Annotated in this window: 20 protein-coding genes; all 20 read left to right on the top strand. The window is 59.8% G+C overall.

The genetic code is table 11. The annotated features are described in order from the left end of the window. Positions 1 to 21: 21 nt before the first annotated feature. The 20 genes from B5F28_RS02525 to B5F28_RS02430 all read left to right on the top strand — a co-directional run bounded on the left by B5F28_RS02525 (position 22) and on the right by B5F28_RS02430 (position 17938). A complete protein-coding gene (locus tag B5F28_RS02525) occupies positions 22 to 564 on the top strand; it encodes a hypothetical protein (protein ID WP_087293055.1) in 543 nt (180 codons plus the stop codon). A gap of 37 nt (positions 565 to 601) precedes the next feature. Continuing rightward, a complete protein-coding gene (locus B5F28_RS02520) occupies positions 602 to 1141 on the top strand; it encodes a signal peptidase I (protein WP_087293053.1) in 540 nt (179 codons plus the stop codon). A 164-nt stretch (positions 1142 to 1305) separates the two neighbouring features. Further along, positions 1306 to 1968, top strand: a complete 663-nt coding sequence (locus B5F28_RS02515) for a SipW-dependent-type signal peptide-containing protein (RefSeq protein ID WP_087293051.1) — start codon at positions 1306 to 1308, stop codon at positions 1966 to 1968. A gap of 57 nt (positions 1969 to 2025) precedes the next feature. Continuing rightward, the gene (locus B5F28_RS02510; RefSeq protein ID WP_087293049.1) at positions 2026 to 2697 is read left to right on the top strand and encodes a SipW-dependent-type signal peptide-containing protein; all 672 of its coding nucleotides are present in this window, start codon (positions 2026 to 2028) and stop codon (positions 2695 to 2697) included. Positions 2698 to 2742: 45 nt separating this feature from the next. Then, a complete protein-coding gene (locus B5F28_RS02505) occupies positions 2743 to 3240 on the top strand; it encodes a signal peptidase I (protein WP_087293047.1) in 498 nt (165 codons plus the stop codon). Further along, positions 3237 to 3890, top strand: a complete 654-nt coding sequence (locus tag B5F28_RS02500; protein WP_143424670.1) for a hypothetical protein — start codon at positions 3237 to 3239, stop codon at positions 3888 to 3890. The genes B5F28_RS02505 and B5F28_RS02500 overlap by 4 nt, the downstream gene beginning before the upstream one ends. 19 nt (positions 3891 to 3909) lie before the next feature. Beyond that, the gene (locus B5F28_RS02495; RefSeq protein ID WP_087293042.1) at positions 3910 to 4668 is read left to right on the top strand and encodes a hypothetical protein; all 759 of its coding nucleotides are present in this window, start codon (positions 3910 to 3912) and stop codon (positions 4666 to 4668) included. Then, a complete protein-coding gene (locus B5F28_RS14655) occupies positions 4652 to 5644 on the top strand; it encodes a MucBP domain-containing protein (protein ID WP_087293040.1) in 993 nt (330 codons plus the stop codon). The genes B5F28_RS02495 and B5F28_RS14655 overlap by 17 nt, the downstream gene beginning before the upstream one ends. A gap of 446 nt (positions 5645 to 6090) precedes the next feature. Further along, the gene (locus tag B5F28_RS02485; protein ID WP_087293038.1) at positions 6091 to 6732 is read left to right on the top strand and encodes a MerR family transcriptional regulator; all 642 of its coding nucleotides are present in this window, start codon (positions 6091 to 6093) and stop codon (positions 6730 to 6732) included. Continuing rightward, complete coding sequence (locus tag B5F28_RS02480) at positions 6713 to 7027, top strand: heavy metal-binding domain-containing protein (protein ID WP_087293036.1); 315 nt, start codon at positions 6713 to 6715, stop codon at positions 7025 to 7027. The genes B5F28_RS02485 and B5F28_RS02480 overlap by 20 nt, the downstream gene beginning before the upstream one ends. Before the next feature lie 18 nt (positions 7028 to 7045). After that, complete coding sequence (locus B5F28_RS02475; RefSeq protein WP_087293034.1) at positions 7046 to 7870, top strand: YhfC family intramembrane metalloprotease; 825 nt, start codon at positions 7046 to 7048, stop codon at positions 7868 to 7870. Positions 7871 to 8164: 294 nt separating this feature from the next. Then, the gene (locus tag B5F28_RS02470) at positions 8165 to 9340 is read left to right on the top strand and encodes a BMP family ABC transporter substrate-binding protein (protein ID WP_087293032.1); all 1176 of its coding nucleotides are present in this window, start codon (positions 8165 to 8167) and stop codon (positions 9338 to 9340) included. A gap of 112 nt (positions 9341 to 9452) precedes the next feature. Further along, complete coding sequence (locus B5F28_RS02465; RefSeq protein ID WP_087293030.1) at positions 9453 to 10991, top strand: ABC transporter ATP-binding protein; 1539 nt, start codon at positions 9453 to 9455, stop codon at positions 10989 to 10991. Then, on the top strand, positions 10988 to 12085 hold the full coding sequence (locus tag B5F28_RS02460; protein ID WP_087293028.1) for an ABC transporter permease: 1098 nt from the start codon (positions 10988 to 10990) through the stop codon (positions 12083 to 12085). The genes B5F28_RS02465 and B5F28_RS02460 overlap by 4 nt, the downstream gene beginning before the upstream one ends. Next, on the top strand, positions 12085 to 13041 hold the full coding sequence (locus B5F28_RS02455) for an ABC transporter permease (RefSeq protein WP_087293026.1): 957 nt from the start codon (positions 12085 to 12087) through the stop codon (positions 13039 to 13041). Before B5F28_RS02460 ends, B5F28_RS02455 begins: the two co-directional genes overlap by 1 nt. Before the next feature lie 235 nt (positions 13042 to 13276). After that, complete coding sequence (locus tag B5F28_RS02450; RefSeq protein ID WP_087293024.1) at positions 13277 to 13921, top strand: NAD(P)H-hydrate epimerase; 645 nt, start codon at positions 13277 to 13279, stop codon at positions 13919 to 13921. Between the two features lie 15 nt (positions 13922 to 13936). Then, a complete protein-coding gene (locus tag B5F28_RS02445; protein WP_087293022.1) occupies positions 13937 to 14821 on the top strand; it encodes an SDR family oxidoreductase in 885 nt (294 codons plus the stop codon). Beyond that, a complete protein-coding gene (locus B5F28_RS02440; protein WP_087293020.1) occupies positions 14818 to 16533 on the top strand; it encodes a CCA tRNA nucleotidyltransferase in 1716 nt (571 codons plus the stop codon). Before B5F28_RS02445 ends, B5F28_RS02440 begins: the two co-directional genes overlap by 4 nt. A gap of 33 nt (positions 16534 to 16566) precedes the next feature. Next, positions 16567 to 16824, top strand: coding sequence for a hypothetical protein (locus tag B5F28_RS02435; protein WP_087293018.1), 258 nt, complete (start codon positions 16567 to 16569; stop codon positions 16822 to 16824). Between the two features lie 244 nt (positions 16825 to 17068). After that, positions 17069 to 17938, top strand: a complete 870-nt coding sequence (locus B5F28_RS02430) for a putative manganese transporter (protein ID WP_247643383.1) — start codon at positions 17069 to 17071, stop codon at positions 17936 to 17938. Positions 17939 to 18158: the final 220 nt, after the last annotated feature.

Here is an 18158-nt window from a genome sequence, read left to right as displayed (position 1 = left end):
CAGGAGAGAGGAGCGAGAAATATGAAAAAGAAATGGTTTATTAGAGTTCTGGCTTCTGCTCTGCTGGTCGGAATAGTGTTAGCGGGAACAACTTTGGCATATCTTCATGCAAGTAGTACTCCGGTGAAAAATACATTTGAGTTTGCTCAAGTGGATACAGAAATCAAAGAAGAAGGTACTGCAGCTAATGAAAAGGCTCCTGAAGTCTTGAACACAGGAAAATCTCCTGTGTACGTGAGAGCGAAGGCGATCGTAATTAGCGGAGAAACGTCTGATGTATTGGTAACTGAAGAAGATGTAAAATTCACCTATACAGAGAGCTGGCGTTATGGCGGCGATGGATACTACTATTACAATCAGATCCTTCTGCCTGGGGAAAACAGCAAGACAGCTCCATTGTTTAATGGTGTTGAAGTAATTGGCGAGAACGTGAAAAATAATTCGAAGGCAGTATTTAGTGTAGGTGTGTATCAGGAAAGCACAGTAGCGCCTGCCAGTTTGCCATCGGGAACGGATGTTGTTTCTGCTGCTAAATTAGCGTTTTCTTCCACAGTAACAGAATAACAGACGGGCTCTCAGTTTTCCCTTTGGAGTTAGTTAAATGATCGTAAAGAAAGTTTGTAACATTTTATCCACCATTGTTTTGATTGTGTTGTTGGCGGCTGCCGCCGTCATCCTTGTACCCATGCTTCTTGGGTACAAGGAGATGGCGGTGCTGTCCGGCAGCATGGAACCCACCATCCCGGTGGGAAGCCTGGTATACGTAAAGCCGGTGGAGGCCAGTGAGCTGGAAGCCGGTGACGTGTGTACTTATTATCTGTCCGATGGCGAGACCTTCGTGACCCACCGGGTGATGAGCATCGATCCCGATGCCCAGACCCTGGTCACTCAGGGCGACGCCAACGAAAGCCCGGACGGCGATATCCAGTTCAGCCAGGTCTATGGCCGGGCGGATTTCCATCTGCCCTATCTGGGCATTGTCATCCAGAACATCCGCACCCCGGTGGGCATTATGTCCATCTGCGGTGTGGTGATGCTGGTGATTCTGCTGAATTTCATCCCGGCCATTATTGATGCGGCCGAAGACGAAAAGAAGCAGAAGGCACAGCAGAGCGAACCTGAAAAAGCTGGAACAAATTAAAATTCAGAGCTCGAATTTTAATTGGTTTTTAAGCGAAAGCCGGTATAATCCACTCAGTAAGCAAAAGCGGCTTGCCCAGGGCCCGGTCACCAAACCGCTTTTACTTCATAAAAAGTTTCTCTTTTAAACCCGTGAAATAAAACACAAAAAGGAGCGTAACGATTATGAAAATGAAAAACATGTTGATCGGCGGTATGTCCCTGGCACTGGTAGCCTGCATCTCCATCGGCGCTACTCTGGCTTATCTGAGCGATACGACCACGAAGGTAAGCAATACCTTTACTTTCGATAATGCGATCGATATTGACCTGAAAGAGCATCCGCTGAGTGCTTGGAATGAAGAAGAAGGAAAGTGGGATCAGACTGATTGGAATTATCGAGTAACCACGAATACCTATGATAATATTCTGCCCAACGATGTTCTCCAGAAGGATCCTACAGTCAAGGTTGTCACCGTTCCTGACACAGGAATGAACCTGTATGTGATTGTTAACGGATTGGACACTAATATGGTCGCCAATATCGATACCACTAACACTTGGGATAAGATCGCAAATGTTGATGGAAGCACTCCTGTGAATGAATCTCAGAATGGTATCTACAAATGCAAGGGAACGGTTTCTCTGAATGCCGGTAGCGAAGTGGCTGTCTTTACTACTGTAACGATCGGAGACGTAACGACTCACCTTAATGATGCTAATGTTGTGATTAACGCTTACGCTGTACAGAATGGTGATTTGGGTAAGGATGAGAACGAAGAGCCCCTCACTCAGGATGGTGTAGCGATTGATGCGCTGGTTGCTTCTCTGGCTCAGGCAGGTGACTAAATCAGTGATAGGTATTAGATAATAATTCACTTCAATTGAAAAGTAGGTACATAAACTATGAACAAGAAAAATATTCTGACCGCCGCTGTCAGCCTGTCCCTGGTAGCTTGCCTGTCCATCGGCGCTACTCTGGCTTACTTCACCGATAAGACCGATGTAAAGAACAATGCGTTTACCACTGGTAATGTGGATATCACCTTGACGGATACCTCGGATAGCGATAAAGCGACCGAAGTCGAGACTGGCATTGTTTATGATGACGTTCTGCCTGGCGATAATCTGGACAAAAATGTATATGTGACCGTGGATAAGGATTCCTCTGCCGCATATGTGGGCGTTTTCGTAAGTGTGGACTACAACCATTTTGGCCGCCCCGATTCTTATGATGTAATGGGTCTGGTTTATGATGCGATGATGCGTCAGGGTACCATGAACAACTGGAATGAGTACTATGTAAATGTGGGCAGCACCGATGGTGTTCTGTATGTTTACAATCAGGTTGTTGATCCCGATGGTACTGAGGATGTAGTTCTGGATCTGTTCAGCGATATCCAGATTCCCACCACTTGGGACAATAACTTCGCAGGTGCTCAGTTTGGTATTAATGTTCAGGCTTTTGCCACTCAGGCCGAAAACTTCAGCGAAGGTCAGTTCATTGAGATGGTCGATGGCACTCTGACCGATGCCAACGGCAATGTAATTGAGTTCCAGGAGTTTGGCAATAAGTAATTTTGGCAGATAATATCTAACAACTAAACGAAAGGGGCGGCGGCCATGAAAGCAAAGGCGCTGAGTGCCGTGGCTACGGTACTTCTGCTGGCGGTAATGGCCGCCGCCCTTCCTTTCAGTGTACCAAAACTATTCGGATATCAGATCTACAACGTATTGACCCAAAGTATGGAACCGGCAATGCCGGTGGGCAGCGCGATCTATGTGAAGCGCTGCGACCCCCAGGCCCTTGAGCAGGGCGATATCATCACCTTCCGGCTCAGCGAGGCCACCGGCCTTGTGGAAACGCACCGGGTGGTGGAAAACGACACGCAGGCGCGGCAGCTGATCACAAAGGGTGACGCAAACGCCCTGCCGGATGTGAATCCGGTGAGCTACGAGCGTGTGGTCGGAAAAATGGTCGTATGCATCCCGGTATTGGGCACAGTGTCGGAGATGCTGCATTCCGGGCCAGGCGTCACGGCCTGTGTGGCGATTTTTGCCCTGGCGATCATCCTATGGACACTTGCAGACAAAACAAAGAAAAGGGAGCGTTCCAAGTGAAGAAAAGAGTTTTGCTGATGGGTCTGGCAGCAGTTATGGTCATGGGCGCAGTCGTGGGCGGCTCCCTGGCGGCAGGCCAGGCGAGTGCGGAGAACCCGGTCACGGCGCCTCTGGCGGCGGCCACCCTGAATATTGAATGGACTGGCGGCGAAAGCGATCCGGTTGCCCTCACGGTGACGGATAAGGCACTGATGCCGGCAGACAAGATCAACGTAAAAGACGGTTATAAAGTAGACAATACCGGCAGCGTGGATTCCTACATCCGCGTTACCGTGACCAAATACTGGGCGGATGCAGACGGGAAAACCACCGATCTGGATGCCGCAAACATTGAACTGGGCCTGAACAGCGCCGACTGGATTAAGGCCGAGAAACTGTTCGAGGGCAACTCGGGCGAGACCGAGGTGTACTACTACAAGTACCCGGTACCGGCGGGCCAGAGCACCAGCGAGCTGCTGGAGATCATCGGCATCCCGGCAAGCCTGACCAACGAGTATGCAGGTATGAACGTACATCTGGAGGCTGTGGCGGACGGCGTACAGTTCGCGGGCGCGGATGCGGCCGACCTGAACGCCAGTGGCATCCTGGCAAGCTGGGGCGTTGTGGCCCAGTTGGACGCCAGCGGCAACCTGGTCAGCGTGACCGAATAAGCGGGAGGAGGCAGTGAAGATGAAGAAAAAACTGATCGCGAGCCTTTTCTCGCTGGCTCTGAGCGCGGTATTCGCGCTGGGCTGCTTTGCCGCCGGTGCCGACAAGGTGGTCTATGACGGCACCAACCTGACCTATTCGGGCAGCACTCAGATGAGCGGCTTTACCCAGATGATTCCGGGCAAGACCTACACCGGCACCATCACGCTGGAGAACACCGGCAACAAGGCCGCCTACTTCTACATGGATACCAGCGTTGTGAGCACCCTGATCGGCGCTTCCAATGCAAAGGATACCGGCTACACTGTAAGCCTGACCTGCGGCGGCAATACCCTGTACGGCTATGACCCCGCCACCGGCAAGGCCACCGGCACCCTGGTGGGCGGCGACACCACCACCGGTCTGGAAGAGCTGAACAAGCAGCTGGAGGAATACCCGCTGGTGGCCACTCTGGACCCGGGCCAGACCGCGGACGTGGTGCTGAGCATCACCCCGGACGCCACCGCCACCAATGTGAGCTACATGGGCGCGGAAGGCAAGATCGAATTCCGCTTCCAGGCGGCTGATGTGCCTGATGTGAAGACCGTTGTGACCACCGAGACGGTGCAGGGCGCCCCCAATGTGGTGACCCAGGTACGCACCATCGTGGTATCGGCTCAGACCGGCGATTTCAACATCATTGCGGTGTGTGCTGTGGTGGTCGTGCTGGCGGCGATCGTGCTGCTGGTGCTGACCAAGAAGAAAAAGAAGGAGGAAGCAAGCGATGCGCAGAACAAATAAGCTGTTGGCCGGGCTGCTGGGCCTGTGCCTGGCGGTAAGCGTTTGTGCGATGCCCGCCCTGGCGGCGGAAGATGATGCTTCCTCCACCGAAGCCACCACCTATGTGGTGACCTTCCGCCCTGGTGAGCACGGTACGTTCACCGATTCCTTCATCGCCGGGCTGGAAAAATACGGCGAGGTGAAGACCAGCGAGGCCACCGGCGCGGTGGCTGTGCGGCTGAACGAGGGCGCGGCTCTGCCCAACGCTCCCCAGCTGACCGATATCGTGATGAACGAGGACGCCACCCGCTACTTTGTGACCGATGCCGCCCAGGGCTACACCGGCGGCACTGCCAGCGGCGACGTGAACGCGGTGGCCCAGTACACCCTGCGTGCCAGCAGTGAGGACGCGGTCTTCACCGTGCATTACCTGGACCGTGAGACCGGCGCCGAGGTGGCTCCCAGCCTGCAGGGTTCTGCACCCGTGGGCCAGAGCCTGACCTTCTACGCGCTGAACAACATCGAGAACTACACCGCCGAGGCAGCCAGCCAGCAGCTGACCGTCTCCGCCAACGCGGACCAGAACGTGGTGAACTTCTACTACACCGCGGCCGTAAACAATGTAACCGAGACCGTGACCACTCCGGGCGGTACTGTGATTCAGTATGAGGATCAGACCGTTGTGGGCGGCGCGGCGGTAGCAGGCGGCGGCGCAGGTGGTGCCGGCGGAGCCGGTGGCGCTGGCGCAGGCACCGGTGAAGGCGGCGATACCGTGACCATCCCCGAGGATAACACTCCCCAGGCGGGCGGCGACAACACCCCCGGCGGTGAGGATGTGGAGATCCCCGATGAGAGCACCCCGCAGGCCAACCTGCCCGGTGAGGGCACCAGCGGCAGCGTGATGCCTCTGGCCATCGGCGGCGCAGTGGTTGCCATTGTGGTGATTGCGGCCATCGTGTTTGCAATCAATCGCAAGAAGAGCGCAGAGGGCGAATAATTTTCCTTCCGCTCGATCTGAATGAAATGCAAGGCCGTGGCCGGGACAAAACCCCGGCCGCGGCTTTTTTGTGCAGTCGGCGGCAGGATTCCGGTGGGGGAAAACAAAAAATCGCGCAAAACAAGGGCGGCACCGCACAATTCCGGGCAGTGGAGCGCGCCGGAAAATTTTTCGCCCAAAAGATGGGATAAGAACCAAAAAGCACAGCCAATCCTTGGTGGACCCGCGCGCATTTTTGGAAATATCACGGAAATTTTGGGCGTGATACGCCCCCTGAGCCGACAGGCGTGAATTGTGTGGTGTTGCCCAAGGCAAAAAATGCTTGACCTTCCACCCGGTAGAGGGTATATGTTATAGCAAAGCAGGCATCGCGTCGCCGGTCAAAGGAGGCACGCCGCACGCAAAAAACAGCCGGGCTGTTCGGCGCGGCGGGGGAGGGAAGGCCCATGCAGATCAAACAGGTGGAACTTCTGGTGGGAATGAGCCAGAAGAACATCCGTTTTTATGAAAAGGAGGGTCTGCTCTGCCCGCGCCGGGAGGCGGGCAACGGCTACCGCAGCTACACCGACGAGGATGTGGAACGGTTGCGGCGCATCAAGCTGCTGCGCAAGCTGGACGTGCCGCTCAGCGAGATCGCCGTGATGCTGGAGGGCCGCCTGACCCTGGCCCAGGGCATGCGCCGCCATCTGGTAACGCTGGAGAACCGGCGCAAAAACCTGGACACCGCCCAGGCGCTGTGTGCCGAGCTGGCAAAGGAGCCGGGCCTGCTGGCAGAGCTGGACGCGGCAAAGCGGCTGGACGAGATGGCCCAACTGGAGGAAACGGGGGTGCGCTTTGTGGATGTGAACGAACGGGACAAGAAAAAACGCTTCCGGAGCGCCTGGCTTGCGGCGGGCATCTTCGTGGTTCTGATGCTGGTGACCGAGGTCTTTCTGGCCTGGGCGCTGAGCACCGAGCCCGCGCCGCTGGGCATTGCGGTGCTGCTTTTGAGCATCCCGCTGGTGTTTCTGGTGGGGGCGCTGCTGGCGCTGCGGCAGCGCATTCAGGAGATCAAAGGAGGAGAGATCGATGATTATCGTAACTATTGACCACGTTCCCGGCAGAAATTATGAGGTGCTGGGCGTGGTAAAAGGCAACGTGGTGCAGAGCAAAAACTTCGGCAAGGACTTCATGAGCGCCATGAAGGGCCTGGTGGGCGGCGAGATCGCCGACTACACCGAGATGCTGGCCGAGGCCCGGCAGATCGCCACCGGCCGCATGGTGAAGGAGGCCGAGGCCATGGGGGCGGACGCGGTACTGAACCTGCGCTACGCCTCCTCCAGCGTGATGCAGAGCGCCGCCGAGTGCATCGCCTACGGCACCGCCGTGCGCTTTGTGGACTGAAAAGGGAGGAATGAGGATATGATTTCGGACGCTTTGGTGATTTCCTTCGGGGTGTCGCTGGTATGCACCCTGATCCTGCCGGTGGTGGTGCTGGCGGTGCTGCTCATCACCCGGAAGCTGAATCCGCTGCCCCTGCTGGCGGGCTTTGCCAGCTTTTTTGTCAGCCAGATTTTGCTGCGCATCCCTCTGCTGCAGGTGCTCAGCACCCAGAGCTGGTTTGCGGCCTTTGCGGCCCATACCGTGGTGTATGTGATCGTGGTGGGCGGGCTGTCCGCCGGTCTGTTTGAGGAGACCGCTCGGCTGGTAGGGGCAAAGCTTTTGAAAAAACACCGCACCTACAAGGATATGCTCAGCTTCGGTCTGGGCCACGGCCTCTGCGAGGTGATCCTGCTCATCGGTCTGGGTCAGCTGAACAACCTGCTGTTCTGCCTGATGGTCCGGGACCCCCAGCTGGCTGCTTCTCTGGGCTTCGGCAACGACCTTTTGCAGGCCGTCACCCAGCAGCTGGCCGCGGCCAGCCCGCTTATGGTCTACCTGGGCATTCTGGAGCGGGTGAGCGCGGTGATGTACCACGTGTTCGCCACCTGCCTGGTGTTCCTGGCGGTGAAGCGCCGCCGCCCGGGGCTGTATCTGGCGGCCATCCTGGCTCATACCGTGTTCAACGCCGGCGTCTCCCTCGTGCTGATGGGCCTGTCCTATGTGGTGAACACCGCCGTGGCGTCGGTGCTCACCGAGCTGGCTTTGCTGGCCGCGGGCCTTGCCTGCACCGCCTTTACCCTCAGTCAGAGGAGCCGCTTTGACGCGCCGGAAGCGCTTGCACAAACGTCCAAGAACGAAAGTTAAAAGTAATACTTTTGAAGCTGTTAAAAACCCCGCGAACCCGCTTGGCAGGCCGGTTTGCGGGGTTTTTACATTGGCTTAACAGACAAAATGATCGTGCAAATGGAAAGGGCCGTCGTGTATCTTGCCGAAGATACGAACGGCAGGGGGAAAAGTGTTGAAATCGTGAAAAAGAACGGCTACAATTGGTATCGTGCTCAAAAAAACGAGCTTGCGGGAGCAGGCGGCCCGGCCGCCTGCTCGCACCGTTTTTTTGGAATGGAACGAATGAACAACCATGTAAGGGGGATTTTTCACATGAAGAAGATTCTAAGCCTTGCGCTGGCCGCTGTGATGGCCCTGAGCCTGGCCGCCTGCGGCGGCAGCACCGCTTCCGGCAGCACTGCTTCCACCGCCGCCTCCGGCAGCACCGCCGCTTCCGCCGAGACCACCGGCGCCGGCATCGCCAAGGAAGACATCAAGGTGGGCGTTGTGCATCTGTCCGACCCCGCTGAGGGCACCGGCTACAGCTACACCCACGAGCAGGGCATCCAGGGCATGATGAAGAACATCGGCCTGTCTGAGGACCAGCTGGTGGAGAAGATCAACGTGTCCGACACCGACGCTGCTGCTGTGCAGAACGCTCTGACCGAGCTGGTGGAGGAAGGCTGCAACATCATCTTCGCCACCTCCTGGGGCTACATGGATACCTGTGAGGCCATGGCCGAGGAATATCCTGACATCATCTTCAGCCACGGCACCGGCTACAAGTCCAACGGCACCAACTTCAACAACTACTTCGGCCGCATCTACCAGGCCCGTTACCTGAGCGGCATCGCCGCCGGCCTGAAGACCGAGTCCGACAAGATCGGCTACGTGGCCGCCATGGGCAAGGACAACGGCGAGGTTACCAGCGGCATCAACGCCTTCGCTATGGGCGTTGCCAGCGTGAACCCGGATGCTCAGGTTTACGTGAAGGTGACCAACAGCTGGTTCGATCCCGAAGGCGAGAAGCAGGCCGCCGAGGCTCTGATCGCTTCCGGCTGCGACGTGATCGGTCAGCACTGCGACACCGCCGGTCCCCAGCTGGCTGCTGAGGAGCACGGTGTCTGGGGCGTGGGCTACAACAGCGACATGAGCAAGGATGCTCCTGCTGCTACCCTGACCAGCGTAATGTGGGACTGGAGCGTTTACTACACCCAGGCCGTGCAGAACGTGATCGACGGCACCTGGGTTGCCGGTGAGAAGGTGGACAACTACTTCGGCGACATGGCCGACGGTCTGGTTACTCTGGCCGACCTGAACACCGACCTGATTGCTGAGGGCACCGCCGAGAAGATCGACGAGGTGAAGGCCCAGATCGTTTCCGGCGAGTGGGATGTATTCGACGGCAAGACCGAGATCAAGGACAACGAGGGCAACACCCACACTCTGGAGGGCGCCGACTACGGCAGCTGCAACTGGTACGTGGAGAACGTGCACGAGCAGGCATAACGCCAAACCCAACGCATAACCCTGAAAAGGGCGGTCCTGATGACCGCCCTTTTTTCCGGTATATGGGGCCGCGGCCCCGCACACAACAAGAAACGCAAGGAGGAGGAACCTCATGGGCGAACAGAAATGCGCCATCCGCTGCAGCGGCATCACCAAGCGGTTCGGCAGCGTGGTTGCCAACGACGGCATCGAGCTGGACGTACAGTACGGCGAGATCCTGGCCCTGCTGGGCGAGAACGGCAGCGGCAAAACTACCCTGATGAATATGATCTCCGGCATCTACCATCCGGACGACGGCCAGATCTTTGTGGCCGGTCAGCCGGTGAGCATCAGCTCCCCGGTGGACGCCCAGAACCTGGGCATCGGCATGATCCACCAGCACTTCAAGCTGGTGGAGGTGTTCACCGCCATGGAGAACATCGTGCTGGGCACCCCCGGCAAGCTGCCGGGCAAAAAGGCCCTGAAGGCCCAGGTCAAGGAGCTGTGCGCCAACTACGGCCTGGAGATCGACCCGGAGAAGCCGGTGTACGAGATGAGCGTTTCGGAAAAGCAGACCGTTGAAATTCTGAAGGTGCTGTACCGGGGTGCGAAGATCCTGATTCTGGACGAGCCCACCGCCGTGCTGACCCCCCAGGAGACCGACAAGCTGTTCGCCATCCTGCGGCAGATGAAGGCCAAGGGCTGCGCCATCATCATCATCACCCACAAGCTGAACGAGGTGCTGGCCATCAGCGACCGGGTGACCATCCTGCGCAAGGGCAAGAGCGTGGGCAGCGTGGCCACCGCCGGTGTGGACGCCGCCAAGCTCACCGAGCTGATGGTGGGCCACGCGGTGAGCCTGTCCATCCGCCGCCCCGAGCCCAAGGACGTGCACACCATCCTGAAGGTGGTGGACCTGACCGTGAACAAGCCCGACGGCAGCAAGGGTCTGGACGATGTGAGCTTCCACATTCACTCCGGCGAGATCCTGGGCGTGGCCGGTGTGGCCGGCAGCGGCCAGAAGGAGCTGTGCGAGGCCATCGCGGGCCTGATTCCCGCGAAAAAGGGCGCGGTTCTTTATAAGAAAGAGAACATTCTGGGCAAGAGCCCCGAGGCCATCATCGACCTGGGTATTTCCATGAGCTTTGTGCCCGAGGACCGTCTGGGCATGGGTCTGGTGGCCAGCATGGGCATGACCGACAACATGCTGCTGAAAAGCTACCGCAGCGGCAAGGGCCCCTTCGTGGACCGTGCCCCCGCCCGCGCTCTGGCCAAAAAGCTGGTGGAAAAGCTCTCTATTGTGACCCCGGGCATCGAGACCCCGGTGCGTCTGATGAGCGGCGGCAACGTGCAGAAGGTTCTGCTGGGCCGCGAGATCGAATCGGGCCCGAATCTGCTGATCACCGCCTACCCGGTGCGCGGTCTGGACATCAACTCCAGCTACGTGATCTATGATCTGCTGAACCAGCAGAAGGAGAAGGGCGTGGCCGTGATGTTCATCGGCGAGGACCTGGACGTGCTGCTGGAGCTGTGCGACCGGATTCTGGTGCTCTGCCATGGCCGCATCACCGGCCTGGTGGACGCCAAGACCGTGACCAAAGAGCAGATCGGCCTGATGATGACCGGCGAGATGACCGAGGAAGAGAAGCAGAAGGAGGCGCAGGAGGCATGACCGGTACCGTGAAAACAACAAAAGAGCCGCTGTTCCATGTGGTGAAGCATGCCGAGCGCACCGGCCGTCAGATGATCGGCTTCCGGCTGCTGGCGGTGGCCCTGAGCATCGTGGCGGGCGGCCTGTTCATTCTGGCCATCGGCCACAACCCCATTGCCGTGTACGGCACCATTCTGGAGGGCGCGTTCCGCAGCGAGATCGCCATTCAGTCCACCGTGAAGTTCGCCATCCCCCTGTGCATCTGCGCACTGGGCGTGACGCTGGCGTTTAAAATGAAGTTCTGGAACATCGGCGGCGAGGGCCAGCTCATCATGGGCGCGGTGTTCGCCAGCTACTTTGCTCTGAACTTCCCCCACTGGAACCACTGGGTGCTGCTGCTGGTCATGCTGGTGGCGGGCGCGCTGGGCGGTGGCCTGTGGGGCCTGCTGGCCGCGGCCTTTAAGGTGAAGTGGGGCACCAACGAGACCCTGCTCACCCTGATGCTCAACTACATTGCGCTGCATCTGGTGTCCTACCTGCAGGCGGGCCCCTGGCGCGACCCGGAGGCCAACGGCTTCTCCAAGATCGCCCGGTTCGACAAGAACGCCGGCATGGACAAGGTGCTGGGCGTGCACTTCGGCTGGATCATCATGCTGGTGCTGGTGGCGCTGGTGTGGATCTACTTAAAGCGCAGCAAGCAGGGCTACGAGATCAGCGTGGTGGGCGAAAGCCAGGACACCGCGCGCTATGCGGGCATTCACGTGAAAAAGGTGGTGCTGCGCACCATGTTCCTGTCCGGCGCCATCGCGGGCATCGCGGGCGTGTGCCAGGTTTCCGGCAGCGATATGACCCTGTCCATGGGCGTGGCCGGCGGCGTGGGCTTCACCGCCATCATCGTGGCCTGGCTGTGCCAGCTGAATCCGGGCATGATCCTGGTGGTGTCGCTGCTGTTCAGCATTCTGGAAAAGGGCTCCAGCGTGGTGCAGTCCACCTACGGCCTTTCCTCCGACTGCGCGGATGTGCTGCAGGGCATCATTCTCTTCTTCATTCTGGGCAGTGAGTTCTTTGTGCGGTACGCCTTTGTGGGCCGCAGCAAGAAAGGGGGCGCCAAATAATGGATCTGTTCATCAAATTCCTGGTGGCCGCCATCGGCGCGGGCACCCCGCTGCTGTTCGGCACCGTGGGCGAAATTCTGAACGAGAAGGTGGGTCACCTGAACCTGGGCGTGGAAGGCATGATGGCCATCGGCGCCTGCGCGGGCTTCATGGGCGGCTACCTGAGCGATAACTTCCTGGTGGCGCTGCTCTGCGCCTTTGCGGCGGGCATGCTGGCCGCGCTCATTTATGCGGTGCTCACCATCACCTTCATGGCCAACCAGAACGTGGCGGGCCTGACCATGACCATCTTCGGCGTGGGCGTCTCCAACTTCATCGGCGTGTACATGATCGGCACCTCCGAGGGCGGCACCCTGAAGCTGCCCGAGAACGTGACCGCCCAGATGCGCAGCATCCACATCCCGGTGCTGAGCGACCTGCCGGTGGTGGGCGAGCTGGTGTTCAGCTACAACCCCTTTGTTTATCTGGGCATCGTGGTGGCGGCGGTGTGCGGCTGGTACCTCTACCGCACCAAGACCGGCCTGAACGTGCAGGCCATCGGCGAGAACCCCGGCGCGGCGGACGCGGCCTCCATCCAGGTGACCAAGTGGAAGTACTTCAATATCCTACTGGGCGGCGGCATCTGCGGCATCGGCGGCGCCTACTGCGGCATGATCATCAACGGCGGCGTGTGGATCTCCAACAGCGTGAACGGCCTGGGCTGGATCGCGGTGGCGCTGGTCATCTTCGCCGCCTGGAAGCCTCACATGGCCATTCTGGGCAGCTTCGTGTTCGGCGCGCTGCGGGTGCTGAAATACTACAAGGTGGGCTTCATGGTGAACCTGCCCGACGCCTTCTTCGACATGCTGCCCTTCCTGATCACCGCGCTGGTGCTCATCATCACCAGCATGCGGGGCAGCAAGGGTGCGCACATCCCGGCTTTCCTGGGCAACAACTACTTCCGCGAGGAGCGGTAAGCAGCTGCCTGCTGGCATAACATCACACGGCTCCGGTCCTCTGGACCGGGGCCGTTTTGGCATTGCAGGAGCGAAAAAGGGCCGGAAAACGGAGAAAACACACGAAAAATTCGTGGAAAATTAACAAAATCAGCGCCCCGGATCGGTAAAACATCCTGGGCTTTTGTGTTATAATGGTAGTATTAACCAGTTAAAATGCTGCCGGGGTGCAGCCCGGCAGGAGGAGGGCGGACGGATGAGCGAAGTAACAGCGGCCGAGATGAAGCGGATGGAGCAGCAGGCGGACGCGGCGGGCCTTTCCTACCGGCAGATGATGGAGAACGCGGGCGCGGCAGCGGCAGCGCTTGCCCTGCGCGCCTGGCCTGGGGCGAAGAGCGCCGTGGTGTTCTGCGGCAAGGGCAACAACGGCGGCGACGGCTTCGTGGCTGCACGGCATCTGGCAAACGCGGGCCTTGCGGTGCGCCTTTATCTGGTAGAGGGCGAGCCGGTGACCACCGACGCCATTTACAACTGCGGCCTTGCGCGCGAAATGGGTCTGCCGGTGCTGGCGGCGGATGCGCTGGATGAGCCGGAGCAGGCGGACTTTCTGCAAAACGCGGACATCATTCTGGACGGGGTGTACGGCACCGGCTTCCACGGGACTCTGCGCCCGGAGGGGCTGGCCGCGGCCCGGCGAATGAACGAGGCGCCCGGCAGGGTGCTGGCGCTGGACCTGCCCAGCGGTCTGGAGGCGGACAGCGGAACTGCCGCCGAGGGCGCGGTGCAGGCCGACCTGACCGTGACCTTCCACGCGGCGAAGCCCTGCCACCGGTTGGCGGCGGCACAGTGCGGCAAGGTGGAAGTGGCGGACATTGGCATCGGAACAGCCTTACAGTTATAAAAGGAGGCGGCAGCCATGAAACGAGTGGTCATTACCGGCGCGTCCGGCTTTGTGGGCGGGCGTCTGGCGGCTTATTACCGGGACCGGTGGGACATCACCCCGCTGGACCACAAAACGCTGGAGCTCACCGACCACGAGGCGCTGCACGCGGCTTTGCAGGCCGCCGCGCCCCAGCTGGTCATCCACACCGCGGCGCTCTCCAATACCGGCTACTGCGAGAGCCATCCGCTGGAAAGCTTCGAGGTGAACCTGCAGGCCCCGGCGGTGCTGGCGAAGGAATGCACGGCACTGGGGGCAAAGCTGGTGTTCTTTAGCTCGGACCAGGTGTATAACGGCACCCGGAAGCTGGGCCCCCTGCCCGAGGACGCGCCCCTGGACCCGGTGAACGTGTACGGCCGTCACAAGTGGGAGGCCGAGCAGCGGGTGCTGGAGGCCTGCCCTGAGGCGGTCTGCCTGCGGGCCAGCTGGATGTATGATTTTGACCGGCCGGGGCTGAAAAGCAGCACCGGCTTCTGGGGCACGCTGCGGCGCAGCCTTGCGGGCAAAATGCCCCTTTCCATGGCGGTGCGGGAGTACCGGGGCATCACCTGGGTACAGCCGGTGATCGAGGCCATGGAGCAGATAGCCACCCTGCCCGGCGGGGTGTACAACATGGGGGCGGAGAATGCCCTGAACACCTACGCCACCGCGCTGGAGTGCCTGGGGCTGCTGGGTGCGGAAGAGGACGTGCTGGCCCTGCTGCGGCCGGACACGGACCGGTGGCCGGAATTTGAACGGAATCTGAGTATGGACACCAGCCGCCTGAAAGCGGGCTGCGGGGTGGACCTTGGCGATACGGTGGGCAGCTTTGCGGCCTGCCTGCGCGCCTTTGAGGAACAACAAGGAGGTAATGTGATATGATGCATGTAGCAGCGGTGATCCTGACCGACGAGGCGGGCAAGATCCTGATCTGTAAGCGGGGCGAGGGCGGCAGCTGCGCCTTTTTGTGGGAGTTCCCCGGCGGCAAGGTGGAGGAGGGCGAAAGCCCCGAGCAGGCCGCGGTGCGGGAATGCAAGGAGGAGCTGGGCCTGGACATCACTCTGGGGCCCGCCTATGCCTCGCTGGATTACTCCTACCCGGATAAGGACATTCACTTTACCTTCTTCAACGGCCGGGTCACCGGCGGCGAGATGGAGGTGCGGGTGCACGAGGAGGCCTGCTGGGTGGCCCCCGCCGAGATGAAGGACTACAATTTCTGCCCGGCGGATGTGGCTCTGGTGGAGCGGCTGGCCTGGGAGCGGCAGATCGAGCTGCCGGTGATGCCCGCCATGGCGGCCAGCCTGATCAGCGCGCTGAACGAGCAGGGCTTCGAGGCCTGGGCCGTGGGCGGCTGCGTGCGCGACAGTCTGCTGGGCAAGGACCCCAAGGACTGGGACCTGTGCACCAGTGCCCGGCCGGACCAGGTGAAGGAGTGCTTCGCCGGTACATATAAGGTATTGGAGACCGGCATCCAGCATGGCACCGTGACCGTGCTGGCGGGCAACGAGACCTACGAGATCACCACCTACCGGGCGGAAAGCGACTACGAGGACCACCGCCGCCCCGAGGAGGTCACCTTCGTGAACAGTCTGGAGGAGGACCTGGCCCGGCGGGACTTCACCATCAACGCCATGGCCATGGGGCCGGACGGCACCGTCATCGACCCCTTCGGCGGTCAGGGCGATTTGAAAAACGGCGTGCTGCGCTGCGTGGGCGACCCGGCACAGCGTTTCAGCGAGGATGCGCTGCGCATTCTGCGGCTGCTGCGGTTTGCCTCGGTGCTGGGCTTTGCCATTGAGGAAGAGACGCTGGCCGCGGCCCACGCGAAAAAGCAGATGCTGCGCTGGGTGAGCGGCGAGCGGATGGCCCGGGAGATGACCCAGCTGCTCTGCGGCAAGGCGGCCCACCGGGTGGCAGCGGAAAATGGTGCGATCTTTGCCTACGTGATGCCGGAGATCGAGCCTGCCCTCACCTTCACCCAGAAGCGGGGCGGTGAGGAACAGAACCTGTGGCAGCACGCGGCGGACACGCTGGCCTATGCGCCGGACCTGCCCGAGGTGCGCTGGGCCATGCTGCTGCGGGACATCGGCAAGCCCTGGTGCCGCGAGACCCTGAAGGAGGGCGACAGCACTTTTGAGGGCCACGCCGAGGTGAGCGCCCAGCTGGCCGACTGCATCCTGCGCCGGCTGAAGGTGGACCGGAACAGCCGCGAGACCATCTGCCAGCTGATCCGCTTCCACGGCATCCGCCCCGCCACCGGCGAGGTGAGCGTGCGCCGCTGGCTGAACCTGCTGGGCCCCCGCCAGGTGAACAGCCTGGTGCACATCTGGTGGGCGGATGTTTCCTCTCACCATGCCAAGGGCGAAAACCTGAAGGCCTTTGAGCAGACGCTGGCCGATACCATTCAGAACGCGGGCTGCTACGCCACCGATCAGCTGGCCATCACCGGCGGCAACCTGCTCACCGCAGGGCTGGCCAAGCCCGGCCCCAGCATGAGCAACATGCTGGACTGGCTGCTCCACGAGGTGGTGGAGGGCCGGGTGGAAAACACCCGCGAGGCCCTGCTGGAAAAGGCCCGGGAGTGGCAGGAGTAAGCACCGTTTCCCCCAGACAAAGGAGGATGCACCATGAAGGAAAACAAGGTGGCGGCCTTTTTGAAGGCCTTTGGTGTGGTAGGCGCTGTGTGCGGGATGCTCCCTGCGCTGATGACGCTGGATATTTTTCTCATTGTGGAGTGCGCGCTGGCGTCCATTGCCGCCGGTGTGCTGCTTTACGGGCTGGGAGAAGCCGTTGAGCTGCTGCATCAGATCCGCGAAGAGCTGCGCGGCAGCCGGACGGAGGAGGCCGAGCCTGACCCGGTGGCCGGCACCCCGGAGCATTCCTGAATATTCCCAAACATTCCTGAGCATTCCGGAACATTCTCGAACCCCATAACGCCCGGCCCCGGCCTCAAAACCGGGGCCGGGCCTTTGATTTGTTGCACAAAATCGAAAAAATCAGCAAAAAAGCGCCCCGGGATGGGGCGGGGGGGCATTGTGCCGGGGAAAAAATGCGGCTATACTAGTCAATGCTGCGTCCTGTAACGTGTGTTTTTCGGGCGCAATGGGGAAGGAGAGAGAGGTTACTTTTATGATGCACGAACTGCTGCATGTTGCAGAGCATGCCGTCCACGACAGCATTCCCATGCTGCCCTTTTTGTATCTTGCTTATCTGTTCATCGAATACATCGAGCGGTTCCACGGCAGCCGAATTGAAAAGGCCCTGGAGGGCGGCGGTCACTGGGGCTTTGTGCCCGGCGCGGTGCTGGGCTGTGTGCCCCAGTGCGGTTTTTCCGCCATGGCCGCCAACTTCTACGGCAGCCGGGTGATCAGCCTGGGCACTTTGCTGGCGGTGTTCCTGGCCACCAGCGACGAGGCCATCCCCATGCTGCTGGCCGTGCCGGACCAGTGGCCCAGGCTGGTACTGCTCATCGCTGTGAAGATCGGCGTGGCTCTGATCGCGGGTCTGGTGCTGGATGTGCTGCTGGTGCGTTTTCTGCCTCGCTCGCTGCGGGGCGGCTACACCGGCCACGCCGACGAGGTGGACTGCCACGAGCACCACGCCGAGCGCCAGAGCATTTTTGTATCGGCGCTGTGGCACACCTTTATGATTTTTCTGTACATTGTGGGCTTCAGCTTCGTGATCGGCCTGGCCATGGAGCTGGTGGGCGAGGAGGTCTTCACCGCCTTTTTGGCAAACCTGGGCGTTTTGCAGCCCATCTTCGCGGCCCTCATCGGCCTTGTGCCCAACTGCGCGGCCAGCGTGCTGCTCACCCAGCTGTATCTGGGCGGCTCCATCAGCTTCGGCGCGGCGGTGGCGGGCCTGTGCAGCGGCGCGGGCGTGGGCCTGGTGGTGCTGTGCAAGGCAAACAAAAGCTGGAAGCAGAACCTGTTCATCATCGGCCTGCTCTGGGGTGCGGGTGCCGTGACCGGCATGGCCCTCCAGCTGCTGGGCGTTTAAAACATTGGAAAACTCCCCCGGACCCGGTGTGGTCCGGGGGAGTTTGTCTTTTGACTGAACGTAAAAAACATGTTGTTGGAAAATATTGTTTTTTACAAAATTGTATGCCATAATTCCAATGTGCAATCAAAAAATACAAAAGTGAGTATCAATGGGAAGTACGTAAGAAATTAGTACACTTATTTGAATAAAAAGCATTCATAGCAATTTCATCATTGGC

Source organism: Gemmiger sp. An194, from assembly GCF_002160145.1.
Taxonomy (GTDB): Bacteria; Bacillota; Clostridia; order Oscillospirales; family Ruminococcaceae; genus Allofournierella.
The sequence above is the reverse complement of the archived record's forward strand: the minus strand, read 5'-3'. Positions and strand labels throughout refer to the sequence as shown.

Bases quoted from the DNA above. Each gene is read 5' to 3' on its own strand.
- B5F28_RS02525 (WP_087293055.1), top strand. From the start codon at position 22: ATGAAAAAGAAATGGTTTATTAGAGTTCTGGCTTCTGCTCTGCTGGTC.
- B5F28_RS02520 (WP_087293053.1), top strand. From the start codon at position 602: ATGATCGTAAAGAAAGTTTGTAACATTTTATCCACCATTGTTTTGATT.
- B5F28_RS02515 (WP_087293051.1), top strand. From the start codon at position 1,306: ATGAAAATGAAAAACATGTTGATCGGCGGTATGTCCCTGGCACTGGTA.
- B5F28_RS02510 (WP_087293049.1), top strand. From the start codon at position 2,026: ATGAACAAGAAAAATATTCTGACCGCCGCTGTCAGCCTGTCCCTGGTA.
- B5F28_RS02505 (WP_087293047.1), top strand. From the start codon at position 2,743: ATGAAAGCAAAGGCGCTGAGTGCCGTGGCTACGGTACTTCTGCTGGCG.
- B5F28_RS02495 (WP_087293042.1), top strand. From the start codon at position 3,910: ATGAAGAAAAAACTGATCGCGAGCCTTTTCTCGCTGGCTCTGAGCGCG.
- B5F28_RS14655 (WP_087293040.1), top strand. From the start codon at position 4,652: ATGCGCAGAACAAATAAGCTGTTGGCCGGGCTGCTGGGCCTGTGCCTG.
- B5F28_RS02485 (WP_087293038.1), top strand. From the start codon at position 6,091: ATGCAGATCAAACAGGTGGAACTTCTGGTGGGAATGAGCCAGAAGAAC.
- B5F28_RS02480 (WP_087293036.1), top strand. From the start codon at position 6,713: ATGATTATCGTAACTATTGACCACGTTCCCGGCAGAAATTATGAGGTG.
- B5F28_RS02475 (WP_087293034.1), top strand. From the start codon at position 7,046: ATGATTTCGGACGCTTTGGTGATTTCCTTCGGGGTGTCGCTGGTATGC.
- B5F28_RS02470 (WP_087293032.1), top strand. From the start codon at position 8,165: ATGAAGAAGATTCTAAGCCTTGCGCTGGCCGCTGTGATGGCCCTGAGC.
- B5F28_RS02465 (WP_087293030.1), top strand. From the start codon at position 9,453: ATGGGCGAACAGAAATGCGCCATCCGCTGCAGCGGCATCACCAAGCGG.
- B5F28_RS02460 (WP_087293028.1), top strand. From the start codon at position 10,988: ATGACCGGTACCGTGAAAACAACAAAAGAGCCGCTGTTCCATGTGGTG.
- B5F28_RS02455 (WP_087293026.1), top strand. From the start codon at position 12,085: ATGGATCTGTTCATCAAATTCCTGGTGGCCGCCATCGGCGCGGGCACC.
- B5F28_RS02450 (WP_087293024.1), top strand. From the start codon at position 13,277: ATGAGCGAAGTAACAGCGGCCGAGATGAAGCGGATGGAGCAGCAGGCG.
- B5F28_RS02445 (WP_087293022.1), top strand. From the start codon at position 13,937: ATGAAACGAGTGGTCATTACCGGCGCGTCCGGCTTTGTGGGCGGGCGT.
- B5F28_RS02440 (WP_087293020.1), top strand. From the start codon at position 14,818: ATGATGCATGTAGCAGCGGTGATCCTGACCGACGAGGCGGGCAAGATC.
- B5F28_RS02435 (WP_087293018.1), top strand. From the start codon at position 16,567: ATGAAGGAAAACAAGGTGGCGGCCTTTTTGAAGGCCTTTGGTGTGGTA.
- B5F28_RS02430 (WP_247643383.1), top strand. From the start codon at position 17,069: ATGATGCACGAACTGCTGCATGTTGCAGAGCATGCCGTCCACGACAGC.